This window comes from Treponema sp. Marseille-Q4130 (genome assembly GCF_014334325.1).
Lineage (GTDB): Bacteria > Spirochaetota > Spirochaetia > Treponematales > Treponemataceae > Treponema_D.
The window spans coordinates 24397-44086 of the sequence record NZ_JACSET010000016.1 but is presented as its reverse complement, the minus strand read 5'-3'; the positions used below and the strand labels follow the sequence as shown (position 1 = coordinate 44086).

The 19690-nt window shown below is 47.3% G+C and carries 29 protein-coding genes; 1 reads left to right on the top strand and 28 read right to left on the bottom strand.

The features are described 5' to 3' along the window. From H9I36_RS12695 to H9I36_RS12675, 5 genes are all read right to left on the bottom strand, one after another. Positions 1 to 2521, bottom strand: a 2521-nt coding sequence (locus tag H9I36_RS12695; protein ID WP_486389541.1) for a phage tail protein, incomplete at its 3' end; no start/stop codon positions are given. After that, complete coding sequence (locus tag H9I36_RS12690) at positions 2502 to 2879, bottom strand: NlpC/P60 family protein (RefSeq protein ID WP_187385710.1); 378 nt, start codon at positions 2877 to 2879, stop codon at positions 2502 to 2504. The genes H9I36_RS12695 and H9I36_RS12690, both read right to left, overlap by 20 nt. Further along, positions 2876 to 3331 carry a hypothetical protein gene (locus H9I36_RS12685; RefSeq protein WP_187385709.1) on the bottom strand — a complete coding sequence of 152 codons (456 nt, stop codon included), beginning with the start codon at positions 3329 to 3331 and terminating at the stop codon, positions 2876 to 2878. Before H9I36_RS12685 ends, H9I36_RS12690 begins: the two co-directional genes overlap by 4 nt. Further along, positions 3328 to 3669 (bottom strand): hypothetical protein, encoded by a 342-nt coding sequence (locus H9I36_RS12680; RefSeq protein ID WP_187385708.1) that lies wholly within the window; start codon positions 3667 to 3669, stop codon positions 3328 to 3330. Before H9I36_RS12680 ends, H9I36_RS12685 begins: the two co-directional genes overlap by 4 nt. An 8-nt stretch (positions 3670 to 3677) precedes the next feature. Further along, a complete protein-coding gene (locus H9I36_RS12675) occupies positions 3678 to 6113 on the bottom strand; it encodes a coiled-coil domain-containing protein (RefSeq protein WP_187385707.1) in 2436 nt (811 codons plus the stop codon). A 56-nt stretch (positions 6114 to 6169) separates the two neighbouring features. Between H9I36_RS12675 and H9I36_RS12990 the strand changes: the two genes are divergently transcribed. Further along, positions 6170 to 6298, top strand: a complete 129-nt coding sequence (locus H9I36_RS12990; protein WP_255422757.1) for a hypothetical protein — start codon at positions 6170 to 6172, stop codon at positions 6296 to 6298. Here H9I36_RS12990 and H9I36_RS12670 read toward each other — a convergent pair. The 23 genes from H9I36_RS12670 to H9I36_RS12560 all read right to left on the bottom strand — a co-directional run bounded on the left by H9I36_RS12670 (position 6290) and on the right by H9I36_RS12560 (position 19684). After that, the gene (locus H9I36_RS12670) at positions 6290 to 6835 is read right to left on the bottom strand and encodes a Gp15 family bacteriophage protein (protein WP_255422756.1); all 546 of its coding nucleotides are present in this window, start codon (positions 6833 to 6835) and stop codon (positions 6290 to 6292) included. The two genes, H9I36_RS12990 and H9I36_RS12670, sit on opposite strands and share 9 nt — an antisense overlap. Then, positions 6832 to 7335: a hypothetical protein gene (locus H9I36_RS12665; RefSeq protein WP_187385705.1), complete on the bottom strand. Its 504-nt coding sequence runs from the start codon at positions 7333 to 7335 to the stop codon at positions 6832 to 6834. Before H9I36_RS12665 ends, H9I36_RS12670 begins: the two co-directional genes overlap by 4 nt. Before the next feature lie 4 nt (positions 7336 to 7339). After that, entirely contained in the window at positions 7340 to 7729 is a 390-nt protein-coding gene (locus tag H9I36_RS12660; protein ID WP_187385704.1) for a phage tail terminator protein, read from the bottom strand. Then, entirely contained in the window at positions 7701 to 8069 is a 369-nt protein-coding gene (locus H9I36_RS12655) for a minor capsid protein (RefSeq protein WP_187385703.1), read from the bottom strand. Before H9I36_RS12655 ends, H9I36_RS12660 begins: the two co-directional genes overlap by 29 nt. Next, complete coding sequence (locus H9I36_RS12650) at positions 8066 to 8395, bottom strand: putative minor capsid protein (protein WP_187385702.1); 330 nt, start codon at positions 8393 to 8395, stop codon at positions 8066 to 8068. The genes H9I36_RS12655 and H9I36_RS12650 overlap by 4 nt, the downstream gene beginning before the upstream one ends. Beyond that, positions 8392 to 8769, bottom strand: coding sequence for a hypothetical protein (locus H9I36_RS12645; RefSeq protein WP_187385701.1), 378 nt, complete (start codon positions 8767 to 8769; stop codon positions 8392 to 8394). The genes H9I36_RS12650 and H9I36_RS12645 overlap by 4 nt, the downstream gene beginning before the upstream one ends. A gap of 162 nt (positions 8770 to 8931) precedes the next feature. Then, entirely contained in the window at positions 8932 to 9807 is an 876-nt protein-coding gene (locus tag H9I36_RS12640; protein ID WP_187385700.1) for a hypothetical protein, read from the bottom strand. A 33-nt stretch (positions 9808 to 9840) separates the two neighbouring features. Then, entirely contained in the window at positions 9841 to 10383 is a 543-nt protein-coding gene (locus H9I36_RS12635; RefSeq protein ID WP_187385699.1) for a phage scaffolding protein, read from the bottom strand. A 159-nt stretch (positions 10384 to 10542) separates the two neighbouring features. Continuing rightward, positions 10543 to 10893 (bottom strand): hypothetical protein, encoded by a 351-nt coding sequence (locus tag H9I36_RS12630; protein ID WP_187385698.1) that lies wholly within the window; start codon positions 10891 to 10893, stop codon positions 10543 to 10545. A 20-nt stretch (positions 10894 to 10913) separates the two neighbouring features. Beyond that, a complete protein-coding gene (locus tag H9I36_RS12625) occupies positions 10914 to 11072 on the bottom strand; it encodes a hypothetical protein (RefSeq protein ID WP_187385697.1) in 159 nt (52 codons plus the stop codon). 16 nt (positions 11073 to 11088) lie between these two features. Further along, positions 11089 to 11352: a hypothetical protein gene (locus tag H9I36_RS12620; protein WP_187385696.1), complete on the bottom strand. Its 264-nt coding sequence runs from the start codon at positions 11350 to 11352 to the stop codon at positions 11089 to 11091. After that, positions 11349 to 11558: a hypothetical protein gene (locus H9I36_RS12615; RefSeq protein WP_187385695.1), complete on the bottom strand. Its 210-nt coding sequence runs from the start codon at positions 11556 to 11558 to the stop codon at positions 11349 to 11351. The genes H9I36_RS12620 and H9I36_RS12615 overlap by 4 nt, the downstream gene beginning before the upstream one ends. Further along, on the bottom strand, positions 11555 to 12148 hold the full coding sequence (locus H9I36_RS12610; protein WP_187385694.1) for a peptidoglycan recognition protein family protein: 594 nt from the start codon (positions 12146 to 12148) through the stop codon (positions 11555 to 11557). Before H9I36_RS12610 ends, H9I36_RS12615 begins: the two co-directional genes overlap by 4 nt. After that, positions 12145 to 12438 (bottom strand): hypothetical protein, encoded by a 294-nt coding sequence (locus H9I36_RS12605; protein ID WP_187385693.1) that lies wholly within the window; start codon positions 12436 to 12438, stop codon positions 12145 to 12147. The genes H9I36_RS12610 and H9I36_RS12605 overlap by 4 nt, the downstream gene beginning before the upstream one ends. Positions 12439 to 12596: 158 nt before the next feature. After that, positions 12597 to 12857 (bottom strand): hypothetical protein, encoded by a 261-nt coding sequence (locus H9I36_RS12600; RefSeq protein WP_222864704.1) that lies wholly within the window; start codon positions 12855 to 12857, stop codon positions 12597 to 12599. A gap of 348 nt (positions 12858 to 13205) precedes the next feature. Continuing rightward, entirely contained in the window at positions 13206 to 13478 is a 273-nt protein-coding gene (locus H9I36_RS12595) for a hypothetical protein (RefSeq protein WP_187385691.1), read from the bottom strand. After that, entirely contained in the window at positions 13475 to 15319 is a 1845-nt protein-coding gene (locus H9I36_RS12590; RefSeq protein WP_187385690.1) for a phage minor capsid protein, read from the bottom strand. The genes H9I36_RS12595 and H9I36_RS12590 overlap by 4 nt, the downstream gene beginning before the upstream one ends. A 144-nt stretch (positions 15320 to 15463) precedes the next feature. Beyond that, entirely contained in the window at positions 15464 to 15730 is a 267-nt protein-coding gene (locus H9I36_RS12585) for a hypothetical protein (RefSeq protein ID WP_187385689.1), read from the bottom strand. 24 nt (positions 15731 to 15754) lie between these two features. Next, entirely contained in the window at positions 15755 to 17116 is a 1362-nt protein-coding gene (locus H9I36_RS12580; protein WP_255422755.1) for a phage portal protein, read from the bottom strand. Between the two features lie 51 nt (positions 17117 to 17167). Then, positions 17168 to 18463 carry a PBSX family phage terminase large subunit gene (locus H9I36_RS12575; protein WP_187385687.1) on the bottom strand — a complete coding sequence of 432 codons (1296 nt, stop codon included), beginning with the start codon at positions 18461 to 18463 and terminating at the stop codon, positions 17168 to 17170. After that, positions 18447 to 18800, bottom strand: coding sequence for a hypothetical protein (locus tag H9I36_RS12570; protein ID WP_187385686.1), 354 nt, complete (start codon positions 18798 to 18800; stop codon positions 18447 to 18449). Before H9I36_RS12570 ends, H9I36_RS12575 begins: the two co-directional genes overlap by 17 nt. Positions 18801 to 18929: 129 nt before the next feature. Further along, complete coding sequence (locus tag H9I36_RS12565; RefSeq protein WP_187385685.1) at positions 18930 to 19184, bottom strand: hypothetical protein; 255 nt, start codon at positions 19182 to 19184, stop codon at positions 18930 to 18932. Further along, entirely contained in the window at positions 19181 to 19684 is a 504-nt protein-coding gene (locus tag H9I36_RS12560; RefSeq protein WP_187385684.1) for a helix-turn-helix domain-containing protein, read from the bottom strand. Before H9I36_RS12560 ends, H9I36_RS12565 begins: the two co-directional genes overlap by 4 nt. Positions 19685 to 19690 lie beyond the last annotated feature (6 nt).

The following is a 19690-nucleotide window of genomic DNA, read 5'->3' as shown; positions in this document are numbered from 1 at the left end:
CAACCGTCGCCGTGTTGTCAAACAATGTTCCGTCGGCTTTGCACGGCACGCTTTGTATTTCGGGCGATACGTCGAGTACATAAAACGACGGGCTTATGATGGTGCGCTGTACGCGCGCCAAATCTTCAGGCGTTACCGTCTGCGCGGGGATCGTGCCTGTCGCGCCCTCGCCCGACTGCGAGATGTTTGGCGTGTAGTTTGGGATATCGCCCGCGTCATAAATCGCCTCGTTATAATCGACGAGCGTGAGCGTATAGCCGTCGTCATCGGGCTGTATGCCCGTAATAAGCATCGGGCTTGTAACGGTTTCCGTTTGATAGCCATAGGATAAAATATCACCTGCGTGCGGCTGTATCGGACTTGTAAGAGGGATAGGCTCTTTAAACTCGATCTCTTTTGTGCGTCCGTTGTAACGATTTATCGCGCGGGCAAGCGGCGCGCAATAGTCGCTTGTGATACACTGGATAATCACGTTAAAATCGTGCGCAGTATCGAGCGTTACGGGTTCGTATAAGCGAAGACCCGTAATATTCGCGCCCTCTGTTATAACCGTTTTTATTTGCGCACTTCCGAGCCCTATTTTAAGCGAGGGGTGTTGCACGAGCACCTTCGCAAGCGGGGTAAAAAATATCCCCTCTTTACCGACGCACGCGGTTGCCGTTTTCGGGCGCAGTTCGTCGCACGCCATAACGTAGCGCGCATATTTTACAATCTGCGCGTACTCGGTAATACCTGTTACGTTCATATCGCGTAAGATACTCTCGCTGTTCCGTACCGAGCCTTTACGCATGACAAGGCACGTGTCTTCGGCGTAGTCCGCTGCGCGGCTGATGTACTTTATTTTTATCCCGTCGGTACGCCGTGCGAGGTCTTTTTCGTATGAAAACGATATGAGGTTTTGCTCGTTCAAAACGGCGATCGCGTTTTCTTTTTTGCTGTCCGATACGACCGATATTTTCCCGTAAATATCCTGATACAGCGTCGCGTAGCACGTTTGGCAGATTTTCTGCAATACGTTTTCTTTCGGCTCGCCGTCCGTAAGTACCATATCGCAGGTGAGCTTTTCGCGTTTGCAAAATTCATAGAGCGCGCCGAACGATGCGAGGTCGATTTCGCTGTCGTCGCACTGCGAGGGCGTATGTGTCGGAGAGGTAAGCACTTCCAAAAGCCATGCGGCGGGATTTCGCGTCGGCGTTTTCTCCGCGCTCCATTGTACACCGTTCCACGTACGGGCGACGCCGCTTGTTATGACGTTTATTTTTTTGAGTTTATCTTGATTGCTTGTCGTCGATTTTATTTTTAAGCCGATAGTCGTCGAGAGCTTCGCTTCGGTCTCCCCGATGATTTTCTCCGGCACAAAACCCGTTTTCGATTCGTCGGGGTTGTAGATTGTCGACTGCACCCATTGCACATAACACTGATCGTATGCGGAGCCCTTATACTTCGGCGTTGTACACGAGAGCTTTATCATAATCGGCTGATTGAGATTTTTTACTTTATTAAAATCAAAATCAATATGCGCGTTAAAACGCAGTTGATTAAGCGTTTTATAAATAAATACATTTTGATGAGCGCCGTTTTGATTAAAATAAAACTGCGTCCATGTTTTCCCGCCGTCGAGCGAGTATGACGGTGCTACAACGACCGCGCGCTCTGTTTTATTGCCTTTATCGTCATACGCCAAAAGCCCGTTAAATAAAATGCACACGTCGGCTGCCATCGAATGACGTTCGAGCGTATAAATCAAATCCTCGTACTGTTCATCATCTTTTTTTCGAAGATTGTCGTTCAGCGTTTGCTGTACGACTTTTTTATTAAATTCGGAAATGTCGAAAGGCTTTCCATCTTGCGCAATTTCGATGATCGATCCCGCGTCATAAAATACGCCTGCGTCGAATTGATATACACCCTCTTGCGGTGTATCGCCGCTCCACGTTTTAAGCGTAACATCGTCGCTTGCAAGGCGGCGTAGAACCTGTTTATTAAAACCGCCCTCGAGAACAAGGACATAATATTGATTTTTCCCGTTCTCGCCGTCGATAACCGAATACCCGCGATATTTACCGCCGGAGTTTAAAATATAAGGCGTGAATAAATGTTCCCCGATGATATACGGTTCGGTTTTACCCGTCGCGACGGTGTTTGATGCACCGCGAATATACGGCAGATTTATGATGCCGTCTTTCGCGCGGTTTTTCATTTTTTCGATTTCTTCTTCGGCGCGTTTTGCCGCCTCTCGCGCCTGATACGCTTTTACCCCTGCGTATACGCCCGCTCCGATTGCAATGACGCCTACGACGATCGCCGTGATGAAAGCCGCCGTTGAAAAAGCAGCCGGCACGGTACGGATAATAATCACATCGTTTTCCTGCACAATATAATCGGCGGGTTGTGTTTTTCCGTTTACGATAACGACGGTATGCTCGCGATCGATTTCGATAATATGATTGATCGACTTTCCGACTGGGACATCGACAACATCAAACGCATCGGATAAGTTTTTATACACAAGCGCTTTCATTTTTTATCACCTCATAAAATCGTACGTGCCGAAACGCCAAGAGCGGCGATACGCGCATCCCCTCGTATGTCATGTGTAAAACGGTTTTTGTATCAATCAAAAAACCGATATGCAAATTCCCTTCATATTCGCATTCGATAACCGCGCCCGCTTCCGCGCGCTCTATCGGGCGAACGTTTACTTTTCGCGTGTAAAAACTAAGCGTATCGGCGGAAATCTCCGTGCCCTCGTAGCGCACGTCGCGGAGCGGCGTTCCAGCCCTTCTGCAGCATTCCAATACAAGTCCGTAACAATCCATGCCAGACATATCGCGTCCGTTCGCTTTATACGGCACGGTCAACAGGTCGTCCCACTTCACGAGTTCCCCCGATTATTAAATGCGCTCCAGATAAGCGCGGGGAATGTCATCGATAAGCGGTCATCTTTTTCAAATGTAAACTTCGCCGTTGCCCTATCGGTTTTAACTTTCCCGTAATGATGACGAAACGATTTCAGCTCCGCTATGTTTCCGTCCTGCATAATACAGCCGACAACCTCAAGACGTACTTCGCGATAAGTTTCGATTAAATCGATAACAGTGTTTCCCTGTACGCTTATTTCAAGCGTCCCGCCGCCGGTAAATCCCTGTTCGCTTGCATTCGGTTTGTAACTAAATGTTCCCGCCGTGTACACGTCGCCGTTAAATGTTACGCTTTTTACGTCGTTTACAAATCGCATAATAATTGTATTTTTCTCGTCGTGTAATTTAATAAGATACGGGAGCGAATACCGCCCGTGCTGCTGGGCGAGCTTTTCAAAACTTGCGTTCATACTTCCCTCACGGTGATCGATACGGTTTTCGGCATCTGCCCCGAAACGGACGGAGTATCGGTCATGATATACTCCGTGTTTCCCGTATGCGTAAACAAATCGGGAAACAAAAACGATTCACTTCCCGAAAGCAACACGTGGTCATACCACGTCCAAAATGCGCGTTCTTCCTCGTCCGACCAAAAATCGATATTGAATGAAAATGTATGTTTCGGCGCAGAATTTAATAAAAACGAACGCGCTTTTCCGCTTTCAAACTCCGTCATTTTGATATTTTCTTTTACGCCCGTATTCATACCGTAGGCTGATTTATTTACCCCTGCAGGCCACAAAACCATATATCCCCCTAATTTGTATATCGCGTACCGCCGAACGATGATTGCGCGGCAATAAGGCTTTTATTCATGCGTCCGCTTCCGATGTCGTCGCTTACGATTTTTCGTATCATGATCCGCATTCCGTCTTCGGTCATCTCCGGCCGTGCCGATACTTCGTTCGAGGCGGAATTAAATATTTTTACGTTCATCTGCGGCTTCGTGCCGAGTTGATTCGAGTTTATGCTGTCGAATAAATGCCGCTGCTGCATTCGGTTTAAAATCATCTCGCCGGAGTTTACATTCGCCGTAACGCGATCGCCGGTATAACTCGTACCGCCGACAATACCGCCGGTTGCAAAATTACTCGGAGGGATCGGTTTATTTGCAATAATCGTTGCAAGCTGCGCCCCGCCTGCGGCGGCAACCATCGCCGCCATTGCGATTTTTAATGCCGCCGGTCCCGCTTCCTGTGCAAGGGTTGATACCATAGCTTGCGCGGTGTTTGCCGTTGCCTGCGCAATGCTTCCCGTCCATTGCCACATCTGTATACGATATGTCTTTTCGGCCGCTTCTTTTTCGATTTCGCTTTTTCGTTTTGTGTATTCTTCTTCGCTGATAATTCCTTGCTGATATTGCTTTTCGACTTCCGCCTGTTTTACCGTCGCTTCGTTTTTTGCCTGCTGTGTTACAAGGTCGGAGATGGTCGCCAAAATACTCGTATACTGCGAGGCAAACGAGGTTATGATTTCGATCTTCTTTTCGACCGATTCAAGCGTCGCCCGCTCGTCAGCCGCTTTTTCTTCGGCGATTAGTTCCTTTCGTTTCTCGGATAATTCTTTTACTTTTTGCGTATATTCTTCATTGATTTCCGCTTTCTTTTCAGCGGTGAGCTTTTCATATTCGATTTCAAGGTCGGATATTTGTTTCGCCATAATTTCCGACTGCTTCAATTTTTTATCACCATCGAGTGCGTCGTCAAGGTCTTTCAGTAGCGCTTTTTTCGCATCTTCGGCTTCCGCTTCTTTTTGCGCGCTTGTCGTTTTTTCTGTAAGCTCAAGTATTTTTTCGCGCTCGATACGCTCGCGTTCGGCATCCCCCGTTATCGTCCCTTGCGCGTCTTGTATCAATTTGATATACGCGGCGATCCGCGTTTGGAGCATTTCCTCGTTTTCCTGCTCCTCTGTTATGTTTTCGCCGAGTTCTTTGCGGAGTTTTAATTCCTGCTCTTTCGCCGCGATAGTTTCACGATATGTTTTCAGTGCGGCTTCGGCTTTGTCGTTGTTTCCTTTTTCAATCGCCGCCCTCGCTTCGGCTGCCTTTTTTGCATCCTCTGCTGCCCTTGCTCTCGCGGCTTCGTCGCTTTCCGACTGCGCCCGTTTTTGTACTTTCGCCGTCAGCTGTTCAATTCGCGATTTCGAGGCCTGCCATTGTTCGGCGAGCTTACCGGTGTTTTTGTTCCATTCATCAAGCTCCCGTTTTGCGGCCTGTACGTCTGCGGAGAATTCGCCGAATACGCCGCTCTTACTCATCGAGTTATATTTCGTAAGCGCCTCTCGCGCTTTTTTATCGGAATGCCTTAACTGCTCGTCAATACTCTTAAATTTTTTCTGCTCCTCTTGTAGTAAGAGCTTATCTTGATCAAGCGTTGTTTTGTCGGATTTCTCCGCTTCCTTTGCGCCGTAGTATTCATCTTTTTTCTTTTTTGCATCGACCCATCCGTTGATAAGGTCGGTAAAAAAATTGGCTATCGGCGTCATCGCTTCAACAAACGGTTTTCCGAGTACGCTCTTCAAATCGTCAAATGCGTTTTTTAATTGCGTGCCCGCACCCGTCGTTTTTGCAACTTCGGACGCCATACCCTTATACTGTTCAGCAACGATTTTTACAGCCTCGCCGTTTTTCAGCTGTTCTTCGGTGAGGTTTTTTATCGCACCGTTTTGCCGGCCGAGCGTCCCCACCATACCGTTATAAGTCGCATTAAGAGATGAGACGGCGCTGTTTAAATCCATTGTGCCGGACGCAGCGATGTCGACAGCCGCACCCATAATATCCATGATCTGCTGTTGCGTACGCCCACTCGCCGATAACTGCGCCATCATCGGCAAGAGCTCGCCCTCACTGTAAACCGTAAGCGACTGGATTTCGGACGCATAATTTCGAAGTGCGGAAACGTTTGCATCGTTCAAATATGGATTATTTCGCGCGGCGATTTCAAGCTGTTTTTCTGCTTTCGTCTGTTCTATATAGGCTGCTGAAACAGCTTTTATACCCTTATTGACAAGAGCCACTGTCCCTGCAACTGTACCGGCTGCCGTTGCAACAGCGGCAAAAGAACCGACAAGTCCGCCAAGACTTGTGCTACCTGATTTTGATAATCCCTTTAGTTTTGCATCAACGGATTTTACGTCTTTATCGAGATTTTGAGTGTTAATTCTAGTATCTATATCTAGGCGTCCATCGCTCATAAAAACTCCTTGACTTTTCCGCGTTTTATGTTGATACTATAGACGAGGTACTTGTTATGGACGTATTCCTTGCAATAACCTTTCTCGTCATTTGTGCTGCAGGCGGCGCTCTCATCGGTGGCGTGCCGGTTTACCTCTTTTTCCGTCTCTTGTCCCGTTCTCTTAAAAAACGCGGACTACTCTGATTTCACTTCCAGCAATTTATTAAACCGTTCCCGTGCCGCTCTGTTTTCCGCGCTTTCCTTTATGGGCAATGCCCAGATACGTTTCAGCTTCGCCATCGTTTTATCTTTGCCGGGCTTCGAACAACGGTAGCTCATAATCTCGTTAAACTTCGTCCCCGTAAGCCCCGCAATAAGCGCGCGTACTTTATGCCAGTGCACCTCGCCCGCGCATAAATCGATCCCGTAGCACTGCATAATAGCTGCATAGATTAAATCTGCATCAATGCTGTAGTCGATGATCCGCTCGCTCGTCGCTTCGCCCGTTGCGCGCGGGATTTCTTTTTTCTCCCAGTAAAAACCGAGTAAGGCATTAAACGCTTCTTTTTTATCTTCCAGTATTTCGTTTTCAAATAAAAAATCGAAGTCGTCGAGCGTCGCATCTTCGTCGTCGATGATTTCAGCAAAACGAAACCAGTACGTATGCCCTGTTTTGATTTTGTAAAATCTGCCGGACACACAAACGCTATCCGGCAGATTGAGTTTCGTCAAAAGGCTCATGCTTCGGTAAACGTCGGAACGGTTCCTGCAACCTCGCAGGTGCCTTTGGTAATCGTTCCATTGATATTGATGTTCACCGTGAGGGTGCCGTCAACGGGGTTGAGGTTGTCGAACGTAAAAAGCACGTTGCACGACCATGCCTTGAATTTCGACGTGCCGCCCGCCGTGTCCTCATCATTGTAAAACACGATGAGCATTCGACCTTTCGCCTTTGCGCCGACGGGAAGCTCGTAAAACTTTTTCCAGAAAAAGTCATAATCGCTTTCCCCTTTTACGAGCGTGAGCGGCTCGCTCAACGAGGGCGAGTAGCGCTCGATGATGGTCGTCGGCGCATGATCGACGATAAAATCGCGCTCGGCCGTCTGCGCGTTGAGCGTGATGGTGTTATCGGTCGATTTGCAAACCTGTGTCCACGTGGGCGCGCCGGTTCCCGCTTCGGCTACAAATAATGCGACGTGATATTTTTTAAGCTCGCCGCCAGCTTCCAATGTTTCCGCCATAGATTTACTCCCTGTAAATAATTTTTACCGTACACGTGTACGTCGTTTTTCCGCTGTCGCTCATATCTACAAATTGCGGCAACGTTACCGCTTCGCACTGGCAAACCAGCCTGTCGTCGTCAATTCGCAAAATATGATGATTGTCCAGCGTTTTAATAATATCATCGAGCGTATCGCGCGCTTTTGTTGCATTCGGGCTTCGGCAATAAAACGACAGCTGTTCCTCAACGCGCCGCGTTCCGTCGATAAACCGCCGTTCTGCAGCTTCACTCGGATCGTAACGACAGATGATGTCCGTCGCTCCCGCCTTATCGTCAGCAAATACGTCGTTGTAAATCGTTAAGTCGAGTTTCTTTTTCAGATACTCATTTACCAGCTTCGCGATACCCTTCATTTGCGATACGCTCCCATTTTTTTATGTGCCGTGCTTTTGCCGTTTCAAACCATTTGCCCGTTGCGTTCGGGTTGCGGTTATGGCGTTTATCGGGATAGTCGTAGTATTGCTTACGCGCATACGGCGTAACCCACGAAAGCACACCGCTTCCGATGACGGTAGCAATAATCGCGCTTTTTTGGAGCGTTCCTGTCTGCATAGGGCAATATTTGTTACTGTCGGCGAGGACTGCGGCGTCAAGTCGTTTTTGTGCGGCGGATGCGTTTTTATTAATTTTTTGCATGATTTTCGCCGTATCAAAATCGAGCTTTGCCGCAAGTTCAAACACCTTTTTACTCATACGAGTGCCGCCTCATAATGGTGTACGTTCGCCGTGTCCGCAAAATAGGGCGTCGCCTGCCGTACGATATACGACGTGCCCAAGAATTCAACTTGCATGCCTTTTTCGGGGATGAACGTCGAGTGGGTACAATCGACGAACAGCGTGAGCTTATCGTCGCTTTGCACACCGTTTCCCGCAAGCGCTTCCGCTTTTACCGGCTCACACCGCACGGGTGCAACCGTATCCGGCGCCGACCAGATAACATTTCTGTCCTCGTCAATGCCGAGATTTCGCCGCACCGTTACCGTGTGTACAAGTAATTTTAACGGGATAGGTTTACTCATAACCTACCTGCCGTTATGTCGCAAAACAGAGAAAGCACGCGATATTTTTGCTGTTCAACGCTTTTCGCGTTTAATTCAACTTGCGTATCGTATGCCTTCGTGTTTTCGCTATGGCTGAAACTTCCGATACTTTCCGACGATGCGGGAAGCGCTTCGCCCGTTGCAATTTGCGCCGCCTTGTAATCGACCTCAATCATCATACAAACGGCGCTGTCAACCCCGCGTTCTTCGCGCTCGACGATAAGACCGTCGCCTAAAAGCCGCTTAACAAACAGCTTATTTTCAAGAGCGTATTTATTAAAATCGGCTTCCGTCGGCACATCGGATCGCCCGAGCGTATCGGAATAAAAGGTATAAGTGACGTTCTCAAACACGGCGCGCCCCTTTTACTTTTTGTCCGCGTCTTTCGGTTTTTCACCGCCGTTTTTGGGCTTTTTCTCACCGTCTTTCGGTTTTGCTTTTTCGTCCTCGACGATTCCAATAGTTCTCATGCTTCCCCCATTAGAAGTGCAGGGCGTTTTCGCGCCCTGCGTTGTTTACGCGGCCGTATGCACGTAAATGCCGTTGGTCTTGTTCGCGAGCACTTCGGCGATGCCGTACGAGCGGTAAAAGAACAGCCAGCCGTCGGACTTCTGATTTTCTTCCGGCGTAACGATCTTCGTTACCGTGTGCTTCGAAAACTGGATAAGCGCGGATTTATGAACCATCATAAAGTTCAAATCTTTCGCGGTCGTGTTCTTTTTGTAGCCGCCCGCTTCCTCGCCGCTTGTAGCTCCGTCCAGTTGGTCGATCGCCGAGTAAAAACGTGCCTGCGGAATTTTCACGATGCGCCCTTCGAGCGTTGCAAGTAATTCACGGCTCTTTGTCGTGTCGAGCGACTTTATCGCATTAAGGTGCGCGGGGGTGATAAACAAATAGCGCCCTTCTTCCGGCACTTCCGCATCGTCCATATACGTGATCGCCGCCCCGATTGCCGCCATGACAGCCCCGCCGTCCGCAAGCGCTGCGGCAACTTTCTTTCCGGCTTTCCCCGCATACTTTGCAAAACGGAACGCGTCGAGTTCCGGCACGACTTTCGTCCGCATAAACTCGCTTGCAAGACGGCCGAATGCAACACCCGCCGTTTCTTCGTTGTCCATCGCGTCAACGGTAAACACACGGCCGCGATCGAAGTCGCATTTGACGGTTTCGTTCGTCAAATCAACCTTGCCGGTTTTGTAACCGTCGCTCCGCGAATAATCACCGAGCCCGTCCATGTCGATTTTCGGGATGATAAACTCACCCGCGTTCGCGCCGTTTTTCACAAGCGCCGCATTGGATTCCAAAATCGCGCTTTTCGATTCGACCTTGTACACCTCATCGATGAGGTCGATATACTGTTTAAACAGCGCGATAGTATTTGCTCTTGCCATATTAAAAAATCTCCCTTGCGCGTTATGTGCGCATTATTTTTCGGGCGGTAAACCCATAACAGCGCGTGCCGCCGCTTTCCCGTCGTCTTTGCCGTTCGGCGTGCCGCCCATAGGGGCAACCACCGGTGGCGTAGGTTTTTTGTCGTCGGCGAAAATGTTTTCTTTGTCTTTCGTCAGCGCTTCAAAAAGTTCGTCGAGCGACTTTCCTTTCGCGGCATCGCTTTCAAGCTGTTTTGCAAGCTCCGACGCGAGCGCTTCGCGCGTCAAATCGTTTACAAACTTTTTCCCGCTCAAAAAATCCTTGACTTTTGAGCTTCGCTCAAGCGCGGCGATTTTATCGTCCGCTTCTTTTTTGATGCGCTCGCTTTCCGCCTTGTACTTTTCGACGTCGGCTTTTACCGCCTCATAATCCTTAAAACCGTCAAGCGTCTTGTTCGCCGCTTCGAGCTGCGCTTTCAACTCGTCATAGTCCGCAAACTTCGCCTTTTCGCGGTTTACGTCCTTGCCGTTTTCTGCCATGATTTTATCAATCACGTCCGCCTCGAGTTTTAAGCCTTCCAAAAATTCCCGTTTCATTGTTTCCCCTTTACGCATATTTAACGGCGTTGCCCGCCGATAGAGTAGCGCCCGTTTTACGCGTCGCGCTCCGCATATAGATAGTCATTCCGATTTTCAAAAAACGACGGCCGCGCGGGTGCAAGTGCGCACGACCGTCGACGCAACGTCGCCGCTGCGTTAAGTTTTACTGTTTGCTGCATCCGGTTTTTTATCAAATAAAATACCGAAAATTACCGTCAGTGCCGCAAGTATCGCGCCCGAAACCGTCTCAAAAATATTTTGCGACAATCCGCCGATACAACACAAAACCCCGCCGATTACCGCAAGCGCGATAACGACAACCGTTTTCCACGAAAATTTGTTTTTCGCTTTCGCGGTTCTTACGGTCGATACAATAACCGCAGTAAGGCCGAATGCGGCAAGAGCGATTTCGATCGCTGTAGCAATCGGAACACTGACAAATTTTGCAACTACGATAGCCGTCGCAAAAAGCAATATTCCGAAAAATCCAATAATTTTGTTTTTCATAATTACCTCCACATATATAGTCATTTTTGTTTTTCCGCTCCGGCGATTTTTAATGCCGTCTGCGTGTCGATGATGTAATTAACAATCTTCCGCCAGTACCACATCGGCATTGATACGGTGTCCGCTTCCGCGTCCAGAACAACCGCACTTGTTCCGTCCTTTTGTATCGGGTCCGGCACCGTTACATACGGGACGCTACCGCTTGTTTTTCGCGTACTTGTGCAGCAGGTCAATACCGGCGCTAAAATCATCGCGACTATTGCCGCTTTGCAATTCTTCTTTTTTCGCGTTTGCATCCGCGATGCTATTTGCCATTTCTCGTTCATGTTCCAGTATCTCCGCATTTTTCCGCTCAATGTTTTTCCTCGCGCGCCGTTCGATGTGCACGAGGTAAAATGCACTCCCTGCAAAAGCCGCCATGACGACGGCAGCCGCTATACCGATTACCGCCACCGTCATTTTTCGTCCGCCTTGCTGTAAATCTGTTTTTGCCACACATTTACGCCGAGATACGCAAGCGGCACAGCGCAGAGCCATTGCGCAATAAGCGTAAACTCCGTTCGGTTTCCGATAACGATGTAACTCACCATACCGACAGCCCAGATCGTTACCCAGAATTTCACCGATTTTAATTTATTCGGTTTCGTTTCCGCCGGTGTTGTCATACGTTCCCCCTTGCCATATAGTCCGCGACGCTCGCCTTAAACGCTTCAAATAAATCGGGATGATCCGTCCAGAGCTTCGGGCAGTTTTTCCAGCCGACAATGTTATGATGCGTCGTGATGTCATCCGTCGTGAGTTTGTGGCGCTTTATTAATCTTGCGCATAGTTCGATCGCCGAAATTATTGTCGCATCGCTAAAATGTCCCGCATCATCTATCGGGCATAATTCAACGCCGAGCGTTACATAGTTCGGCGAGGTTACGGCAGGACGAAGCGCATAATATCCGAAACGCTTTCGTGCTTCGTCGGTGTACGTTCTGCCGCTTACGGGATCGAGTTTATTCGAGCCGCAGTGGTACGCGATTTCGTTTTCGGGAATGCAACGGATTATTTCGCCCTCAAGTCCGATGATGTAATGCGCCGAGCCGTAGCCGCCCATACCCGTTTTCTTTGCCTCGAAATAATTTCGATTGTTCAGCGCCGACACGTTCGGGTTCGCCGTCCAGTGCATGACGATCGCCATAACGCGCCGTATCGGAGTTTTCGGGCGGCTGTATTCGTTCGGTGTCAAAAGCATATCCGTGATGTTCATGCGCGATGTTTCCTCATTTCGTCGATTTTCTTTTCGAGTTTTTCAAACTGCTTGTCGATATTATTACTCATCATTTTGATTGACGTAGTAAGCTCCGCAATCGTTTCAGTCATCGCGAGCCGATACAAGCGGAAGTCTTTAATGTCTTGCCGAATGTCGTCGAGCTCTTTTCTGTACTGCACTTGCGTACTCCGTACATTGGCATAATCGATAATCACCTTTACGACGGTGACGATGCCGGAAAAGCCGATGAAGCCTACAATGCCTAAAAAAATCTGTGTCCCCGTCATAATCCCTCATGTATATAGTCATTTTTGTTTTCTGATTTTCTCGGTTTTTAGCGATGAGACAATAAAAAAAGCCCCGCAATTACGCAGGGCTATACTTTCTCAATAATTATTATAAAACCGCGCTATGGCAATCCTCGCGCCTCCGGCGGGGTGTCTTGTTAACGCATAAGGATTTTGAAAAGGCTTTTTTCGTTTTCTTTTTGAGGACATACTGAAAATGTAAAAATCCATTTCTTCCCGTCGTATTTCAGCGAGAAACTGCCCGCACTGATTACGTCCATTCCGATTATTGCCTCATAGTCGGCGCCGTCAAAATCAATACCGCCGCACCGCTCCTCACTGAAATAACACCGCTTGTTTTTTGCCCTTATATCCGCAATGTAGAACGTGCATAGGCGATCTGCGGTCATATCGGACATCGTTTTTTTGCCGTACTCCTCTAAATTCAATTCGTCCGCTATAGCCTGCGATATGCAAGTATCCGTACACCCCGTATCCCATAGGGCATTACATACCGATATTGTATCGGTATCGGGTTTGCCCACGATTATGCGCGTTATAATCCGCCTCGGGCGCTCTTTGAATTCGGCGCAAAAAAGCGTTATCGCTTCCCGCTTTATATCCATGAAGTCATCGGAAAATCAAAGAGTGCCGAAACGTGCGGGAGTGTTCTTCCATTCCTCGTATTCCCTCATTTCCTGTACTCCTTGTCTATTCTTTAGTGTTTTAGTCGTAAGGTGTGCTTTTTTACTCGGCAAGTTTAGTATTTATATCAAACACGCCTGTCTTTTTTCTTCTTCGGAAAGTTTGTATAAGTTGTTATTGTGTTTCATTACGTATTCGTTTTCTGCGTCAATACTAAGAAAGTATCTCCATTTTTGAAACTGTTCAGCGGAAACATTTGCCTCTAGTTCGTCTTGAAAAGCCCCATCCGCTCCTTCAATATAACTTCTAACTCTTGGGGATATTTTTTGCAGTGCGTCGCAAAACTCATTGTATTTTTTTTCTTTTATAAGTCGGCTGATGTCTTTAACATTCATCTTTTACCTCCGGTTATTATTTCGCATACTACGTTAACTCTTTTATCTGTTACTGCTACATCCAGTATATTCAACCTTTGCCCAATGTCAAGGATACATTCGGATTCTTCTTTATTGTCAGGAAAATAGCAATTTGTTCCTTTGGATGCATGAATTTCAAGCCTAACCCCAAAAGCGTTAAAAAAGTTTTTATCCTCGTTAACACTGCAAGAAAGAAATTGATTTTCTGTAATTGTCTTTCCCTTTAATATACTTTCAATCTGTTTTTTTACATCTGCATTCGGTTTTATGTCTGCTTCAAAATCAAAAAGATGATTTTTTCCTTTTATTCCGAATGCCCCTTCAATCCAGTCAGGTTGAACATTGCGGATAAGTATTGTGTCTTTTTTTAATGTGTTTTTACTTATTGCTTCGCGTAAAATTTTTACCGTCTCTTTATCGTCAGCATTTAGGCTTTCTATACCTATTTTGCGTAAAATTCTATTTATATTTCGACCGTTTGCAGTGCTTACATATCCGCCTCTACTATAGTTATGAGACCATATTTGTTTTATTTGTTTTTCAGTCAAATTCTTTTGACAATTCGCTACTGCATCGTCGTATTCTTTTTGTTGCATTTTCGCATAGACAATTTTTACTTTCTCTTGTTTCTGCATGGCTCCCGCTGCCGGTTTTGTCAACGGCTTTACGGCGCTCGGCTGCTTACCGCTTGCCGTTCCCACGTATTCCCGCGTATATTCACGCTGTAGTCCCGTTTGTTTTGTAAAATCGCGTGCCCGTGCCTGCCATTCGCCGATTTTCTGCCGCGCACGTGTGTTGTCGAGGTTTGCCGCTTTTTCAGATTCGGCAAGGCGTTTGTACTTTCGGATATTCCGTTCAATGCCGCGCTGCCGTTGCTCCGCCTCGTATTGGCTCATCTTTTGCCCGTTATACTCGACTTCTTTGTCGCTCATGTCGTCAAGTTCGTCTTTGCTATAGCGGGCTTCGGCGCCCTCAAAATACGGATAAAACGAGTGTCTGCAGTTTATGCCGCATATCCCGTCCGCTTCTCCGTAGCCGCACGTATCGTAAAAGTTCGGGTATTCGTCCGTGCTACCGTGTAATTTATATATCTTCCCTTGCCATGTTTCGTGATTGCTCCATGCGTTCGGTCCGTCTCGATTTCTCGCTCCGATATGTGCCGACACTTCGACTAAATCGCAGCCTAAATCTTCGCAGTTGCTCATCGTTACCGTCGCCGCTGTATTATTTATGCCGGTTAAAACATTCATACGCACGGCAGCCTCTATCGTGCGCGTTACGGGCTTTCCGTTCTGATACTGCACGGTCGTTATTCCACGTTCAGCCATATCGTTTACGGCGTGCCTTGTCGCGCTCTCATAATCAAACGCGCCCGATTGCACTTCCATAAAAACGCGATTTGCCTGCCGGACGAATTGCTGTTGACTTGTCGCGGCTGTTGTACGTGTCAGACGTGATAAATTACTATGCGCGTTCTGCACGGTTGCAAGCGTCTGTTGCGCGCTCTGGTCGCTTACCGTGCGCCCTGTTGCCGCTTTGAATATTCGGTTGTCGTTCACCGTGTTTTTTTTAAGCGCTTCGGTATACGTTTCCTGTACGGCTTTAATAATTTTTTTGTCGTAGCCTTTTAATATTTTTGCAATGTTTTGTTTTAATCCGCCCGCTTCGGCGAGTATACGCGATTGATAATCGGTCGCGTCGGTAACTCTACCCAGCTTCGCAATGCGCCGCGCCATGTCGCGTAAGATGTCTGTTTCGAGTTGTGAATAGATTTCGACGAGCGTGTCAGCGGCACCTTCAAGATAGCGGGGAGAGAGCATCTACCACTTGCCCCGCACAATTCGCCATGCGATTACAATACGCTTTCTAAGCGGCGTGTTATTCAAAGCATAGCGTAAGCCGTTCAATACGGCTCTGTCATTTCTAGTGATTTCTTTTCTTTGCTTGTTTAATCTTGCCATTGTTTATGCTTCATCATATGTTTTTTTGAAAATATCGGGCTTGCAAGGGTAGAGTTCTCCGCTTACACCGCAAATAACATAATCACCGACATCAACCTTCATAACGCCCTCTAGTGTTGTTATGTCGATAGTTCCGTCATTGTTTTGCGTAACCGCCGAGCCTGCATTAAAAGGGCGGTTCGCTATTGCAAGGAAACAATCATAGCTCCCGTCGTTTATTATCGCCTTAACCTCAACAGGTTTCTTTCTGTAATTTTTCACATATATCATTTTATTTCTCCTTGTTTGTTTTTCTTACACTCCAAAACTAAACGGATCGGGTGCGGCTTCGGGCGGTGGAACGTTCGCCTTTGCCGTCGCTTCGTCCTCGCCGTAAAAATCGCGCCGATATTCCCATTTTGCCGCTATTCCTGCAGTGATTTCATTTATCCGTAACATCTTCGCTTGCGACATATCCTTTCGCGTCTGGTCGTCGTTCCATGTTACGGTTATCGTCGCGTCGTTTTGCCCGATTCCGTATGCCGCCGCCATGTATGCAAATACGTTTGCGCATAACTGATATTTAGCTTTGATTTCATCTTCGATACGATCGACGATTGCATAGAGTTCCTGTCGTCCGCCGGTATACTGCGTCGCCGTCTGCTGGACTGCTTCGGCATCGCTTATTGTGCCTTTGCCGATATTCGAGCTTAATTCGATACGCCGGAATATCTGTTGCAACATCGCGTTTTGTGCTTCGGTTCGGAGCGTGGGCGTATGCTCGATTATCTTTTTTCCCTCTGCGCTTCCGTCGCCGTCAATCATCATAACAAGGCGGTTAAGTTCTTTTGTCATCTGGACGCCGACGGTCTTCCCGTCGCGAAGTGTACGTTTTGCAAACATATCGCGATCCGCAAAAACGCGCGGTTCACCCGCTTTCTGCTCCCAGTTCATGCGCTCGTACTGTTCGTCGGCATCTTTAATAAGATTTTCCACGCCCGCGATAAGCGCAACCGGTACGTTGCTCCCGTCGATTTTATTTACTGCGTGATTGCGAAATTCGATAATCATCGGCTGCTCGACGTTTTGCCATGTGTACACGGGCGTTATATTCGCCGTCTGCGCACACGTGGAAAGCGACACGAGTTTTAATGCGCCGCCCTCGTTTGCGTAAAGTGTGCACTTTACCGTATGGTGCGCGCCGTCAAAATCGTGTTCTTCCGTGAGCAAATACCGTTTGTTGCCGTCGATGATGTTTTTCATGATTAAAGCACCAGTCAACGTGCCATCGAAGTCATAACGGGTAGGCAGGTAGTTTCCGAGTGGGATTGCCTCATACTGCAATTTACTGTTGCTGTAAATCGGCCGGATAACACAGCCGCCGAGTAGAGTGATGTATTCAACGATTTTATCGATGTTATCGTTTAAGTGATACATCGGCGCCTCTATCGCTTCGTTTTCGACTTCAAGCCCGATTTCGCGACTTACAAGGTTGTTAAGCCTGCCCGCGATCTGGTCTAAAATCCCGCACGGCGGCGCTTTGTCGTTCCACGGCGCACGCCCCGCAACCATATCCGCCCATAGCGATATGCGCTCGTACATCTCGCCCGTGATATTTGTTTCGATGCCTGTTATCTGCTCGATTGTGTACGAGCGGAAAAGGTTTAATATATTCATAAAAAATCCCCTTATCTGCGCTAACATCTTTGCCTCTCTTTATATAGTCATTTATTCGCCCGCGTGCCGGAACGTGCTTTCCATCGCATAGCGTACCGCGTCCATCGTGTGGTCGGCTTGCCCGTCGGGATAACCTGTCATAACGTCCCCCGTGCGCTTGTCGAGTTCGTACTCGTAGAGGGTAAACTCATCGGCTGCGTGCGGGCAGCGGTCAGGATCGATGATGATTTTTTTCAAGCCTTGTAACCATTTCAAACCCACAGCAGGGCTGCCAATACCTTTCACGGCACCCTTTAGGTTCGCGCCGAATGCACGGAAGTCCCCGATGCTTTTCGGCTCCGAGCTGTCTGCCGTGATACGCTCAATCGCTATCCGGTCGCCGTCGTCGAGGTTCCCGCCGAGCTTTACAAATACTTTGTTCATGTGATCTCTCAACGCGCAAAACGCTTCAAAGTTCCCGTGTTTATAAAGCCGTAATTCGTCGAAGATATAAAGCGTTTCGTTTCGGTACGACATCGCAACGTATTGAAACGGGTCGGGGTAATAGCCCCAGTCGACGCCGTGTTTTATTACATCAAAACAATTTATTTCGTCGTCGGTGATTTCTCGGAGTTCGACGTTTTCAAATACGTTTAATCCCGTGCCGGTTGCTTTGCCGAGATATATATTTTCATACGCACGTTTATTCGTTTTTTTTGTGTGCTCTATGTCGTGTAGGATAGCCTCGCCGAGCCATTCGCTCGGTATGTCTTTATACGTCGTATGGAGCACCATACGATTCGGATCGCGCGTTCGTGCTTCGATATTGCACCAGTGCCGCTTCGCACTCGGCGGGTTGTAGCTTTCAAAAATATAAAACGTTTCTCCGCCGCGCAAAACCGATATGCGGATATTCTGTAATTCCGCTTCGGCGAATTCCGTTTTTTCCTCAATCCACAAAATCGCAAAATAGCCGTTCGCAACTTTAATCGATTTCAGTTTTTCGGGATCGTCGCACCCTGCAAAAATGATTTCCTGCGTCCGCCCGTTTTTGCGGATATACGTTATCGGGAGCGCCGCCGTTTTACTCGCGGGGATTTTAAACCGCCCCTGTAAACCGAGTTTATGGATCGCCCAGACAATCTGTTCAAACACGCTTCGGCGTAAGGTTTTCGCCGTCTTACGCACAATAAGCGCGTTGTACGACGGAAACATCACGATTAAAATAACGATGACAATGCTGATAAATGACGACTTACACGACGCGCGCCCGCCGGGAAAAGTATAGCGCTCTTTTTCGTGCGCGAGGATTGCGCGGAATGCCTTGTTATAAACCTTTGCAAAAATGCTACTACTGTTTATCGTCATCGATAATTATCCTCAATTCGGTGTCCTCTGCGGCACTTTCGTCTATCACAGGTTTCTCGCCGTACCCGCGCTTGCGCCCTTTTGTTGCAAGGATAAACCGTATCATCGAGCCGTCGCCGTTTTTAGCCTGCGCGTATGCCTTGCCCTCTACGAGGTCAAGTCCCGTCTCTGTCTCTCCGCTAAAGGCTTCCCGTGTTTCTTTGTATCGCTCTATATTTGATTTTGCGGTATGCCAATCGCAATTAAGGGTAAGGGCGACGGTTGTTACAATGCCGCCGCTCCCTTTTATGGCTTCGAGGATATCTGCTTTTTTGTAACTCTTTTTTTTCCTGCCCATAGCCTACCGTTTCGGAAAAATCGGACTTATTTAAACTTTTCGGTCAATGCCGACAAGGGCAGAGTATCGTTTGTTTTACAGGTTATCTCCATACATATATAGTCATTTTTGTTTTACTCTATCGTACTATTATTCTGGACGATACGGATTTGGATATACTTCCTGTTGTTCTTCATATCTTCTTGCAATATGATTTAGTTGCACTATATCAATATCCGTATCGCCACGTAAAAGATATTCAAGTGCTGCTTGATGTCGTTTTCCTTGCTCTTCGGCAAATAACTTACTGCCTTTTGCACTTGACCATGAATTATAGAGACTGAATGCCTGATACCAACCATTCTTATCTATCCTTAAATCGTAAAGCTGTATTTTATTGTTCATTTTGCCCTCTCTCCTATTGGCATAGCTTCGTTATATCCAGTTGCTTCATCTCGTATCATAAAGTGATAAATATTGCCATCATCAAACTTAAAACCTTTTCTACTATAATAAAGAGTAACATTATCCGTCATATCAATATCATCATATATTGATACCAAACTATCTTCGTTTACTTCAAAGCCGGCAAATTCTGCGATTTGTTTAATTGCCAAGAGTGATAGTTCGAGAGTACAATCATAATCTTTTTGTTTTTTACTCATTTTCATTGCTTCAAAGGCTTGTTTTTTGCGATCACTTTTTAATAAATCTTCCAATATTTTTAGAGGAATATTATATTCTTGCGACAATATAGAAATTACCTTGCCTTTTTTAGGTAATTTTATACCCGTTTCAAGCTCTGATAGATACATCGCAGATATGCCTATTTTACGAGCAACCTCGTGTAATAATTTTTTACTTGCCATACGGGCATCATAAATCGTATCACCAAACGTTTTCATATATGC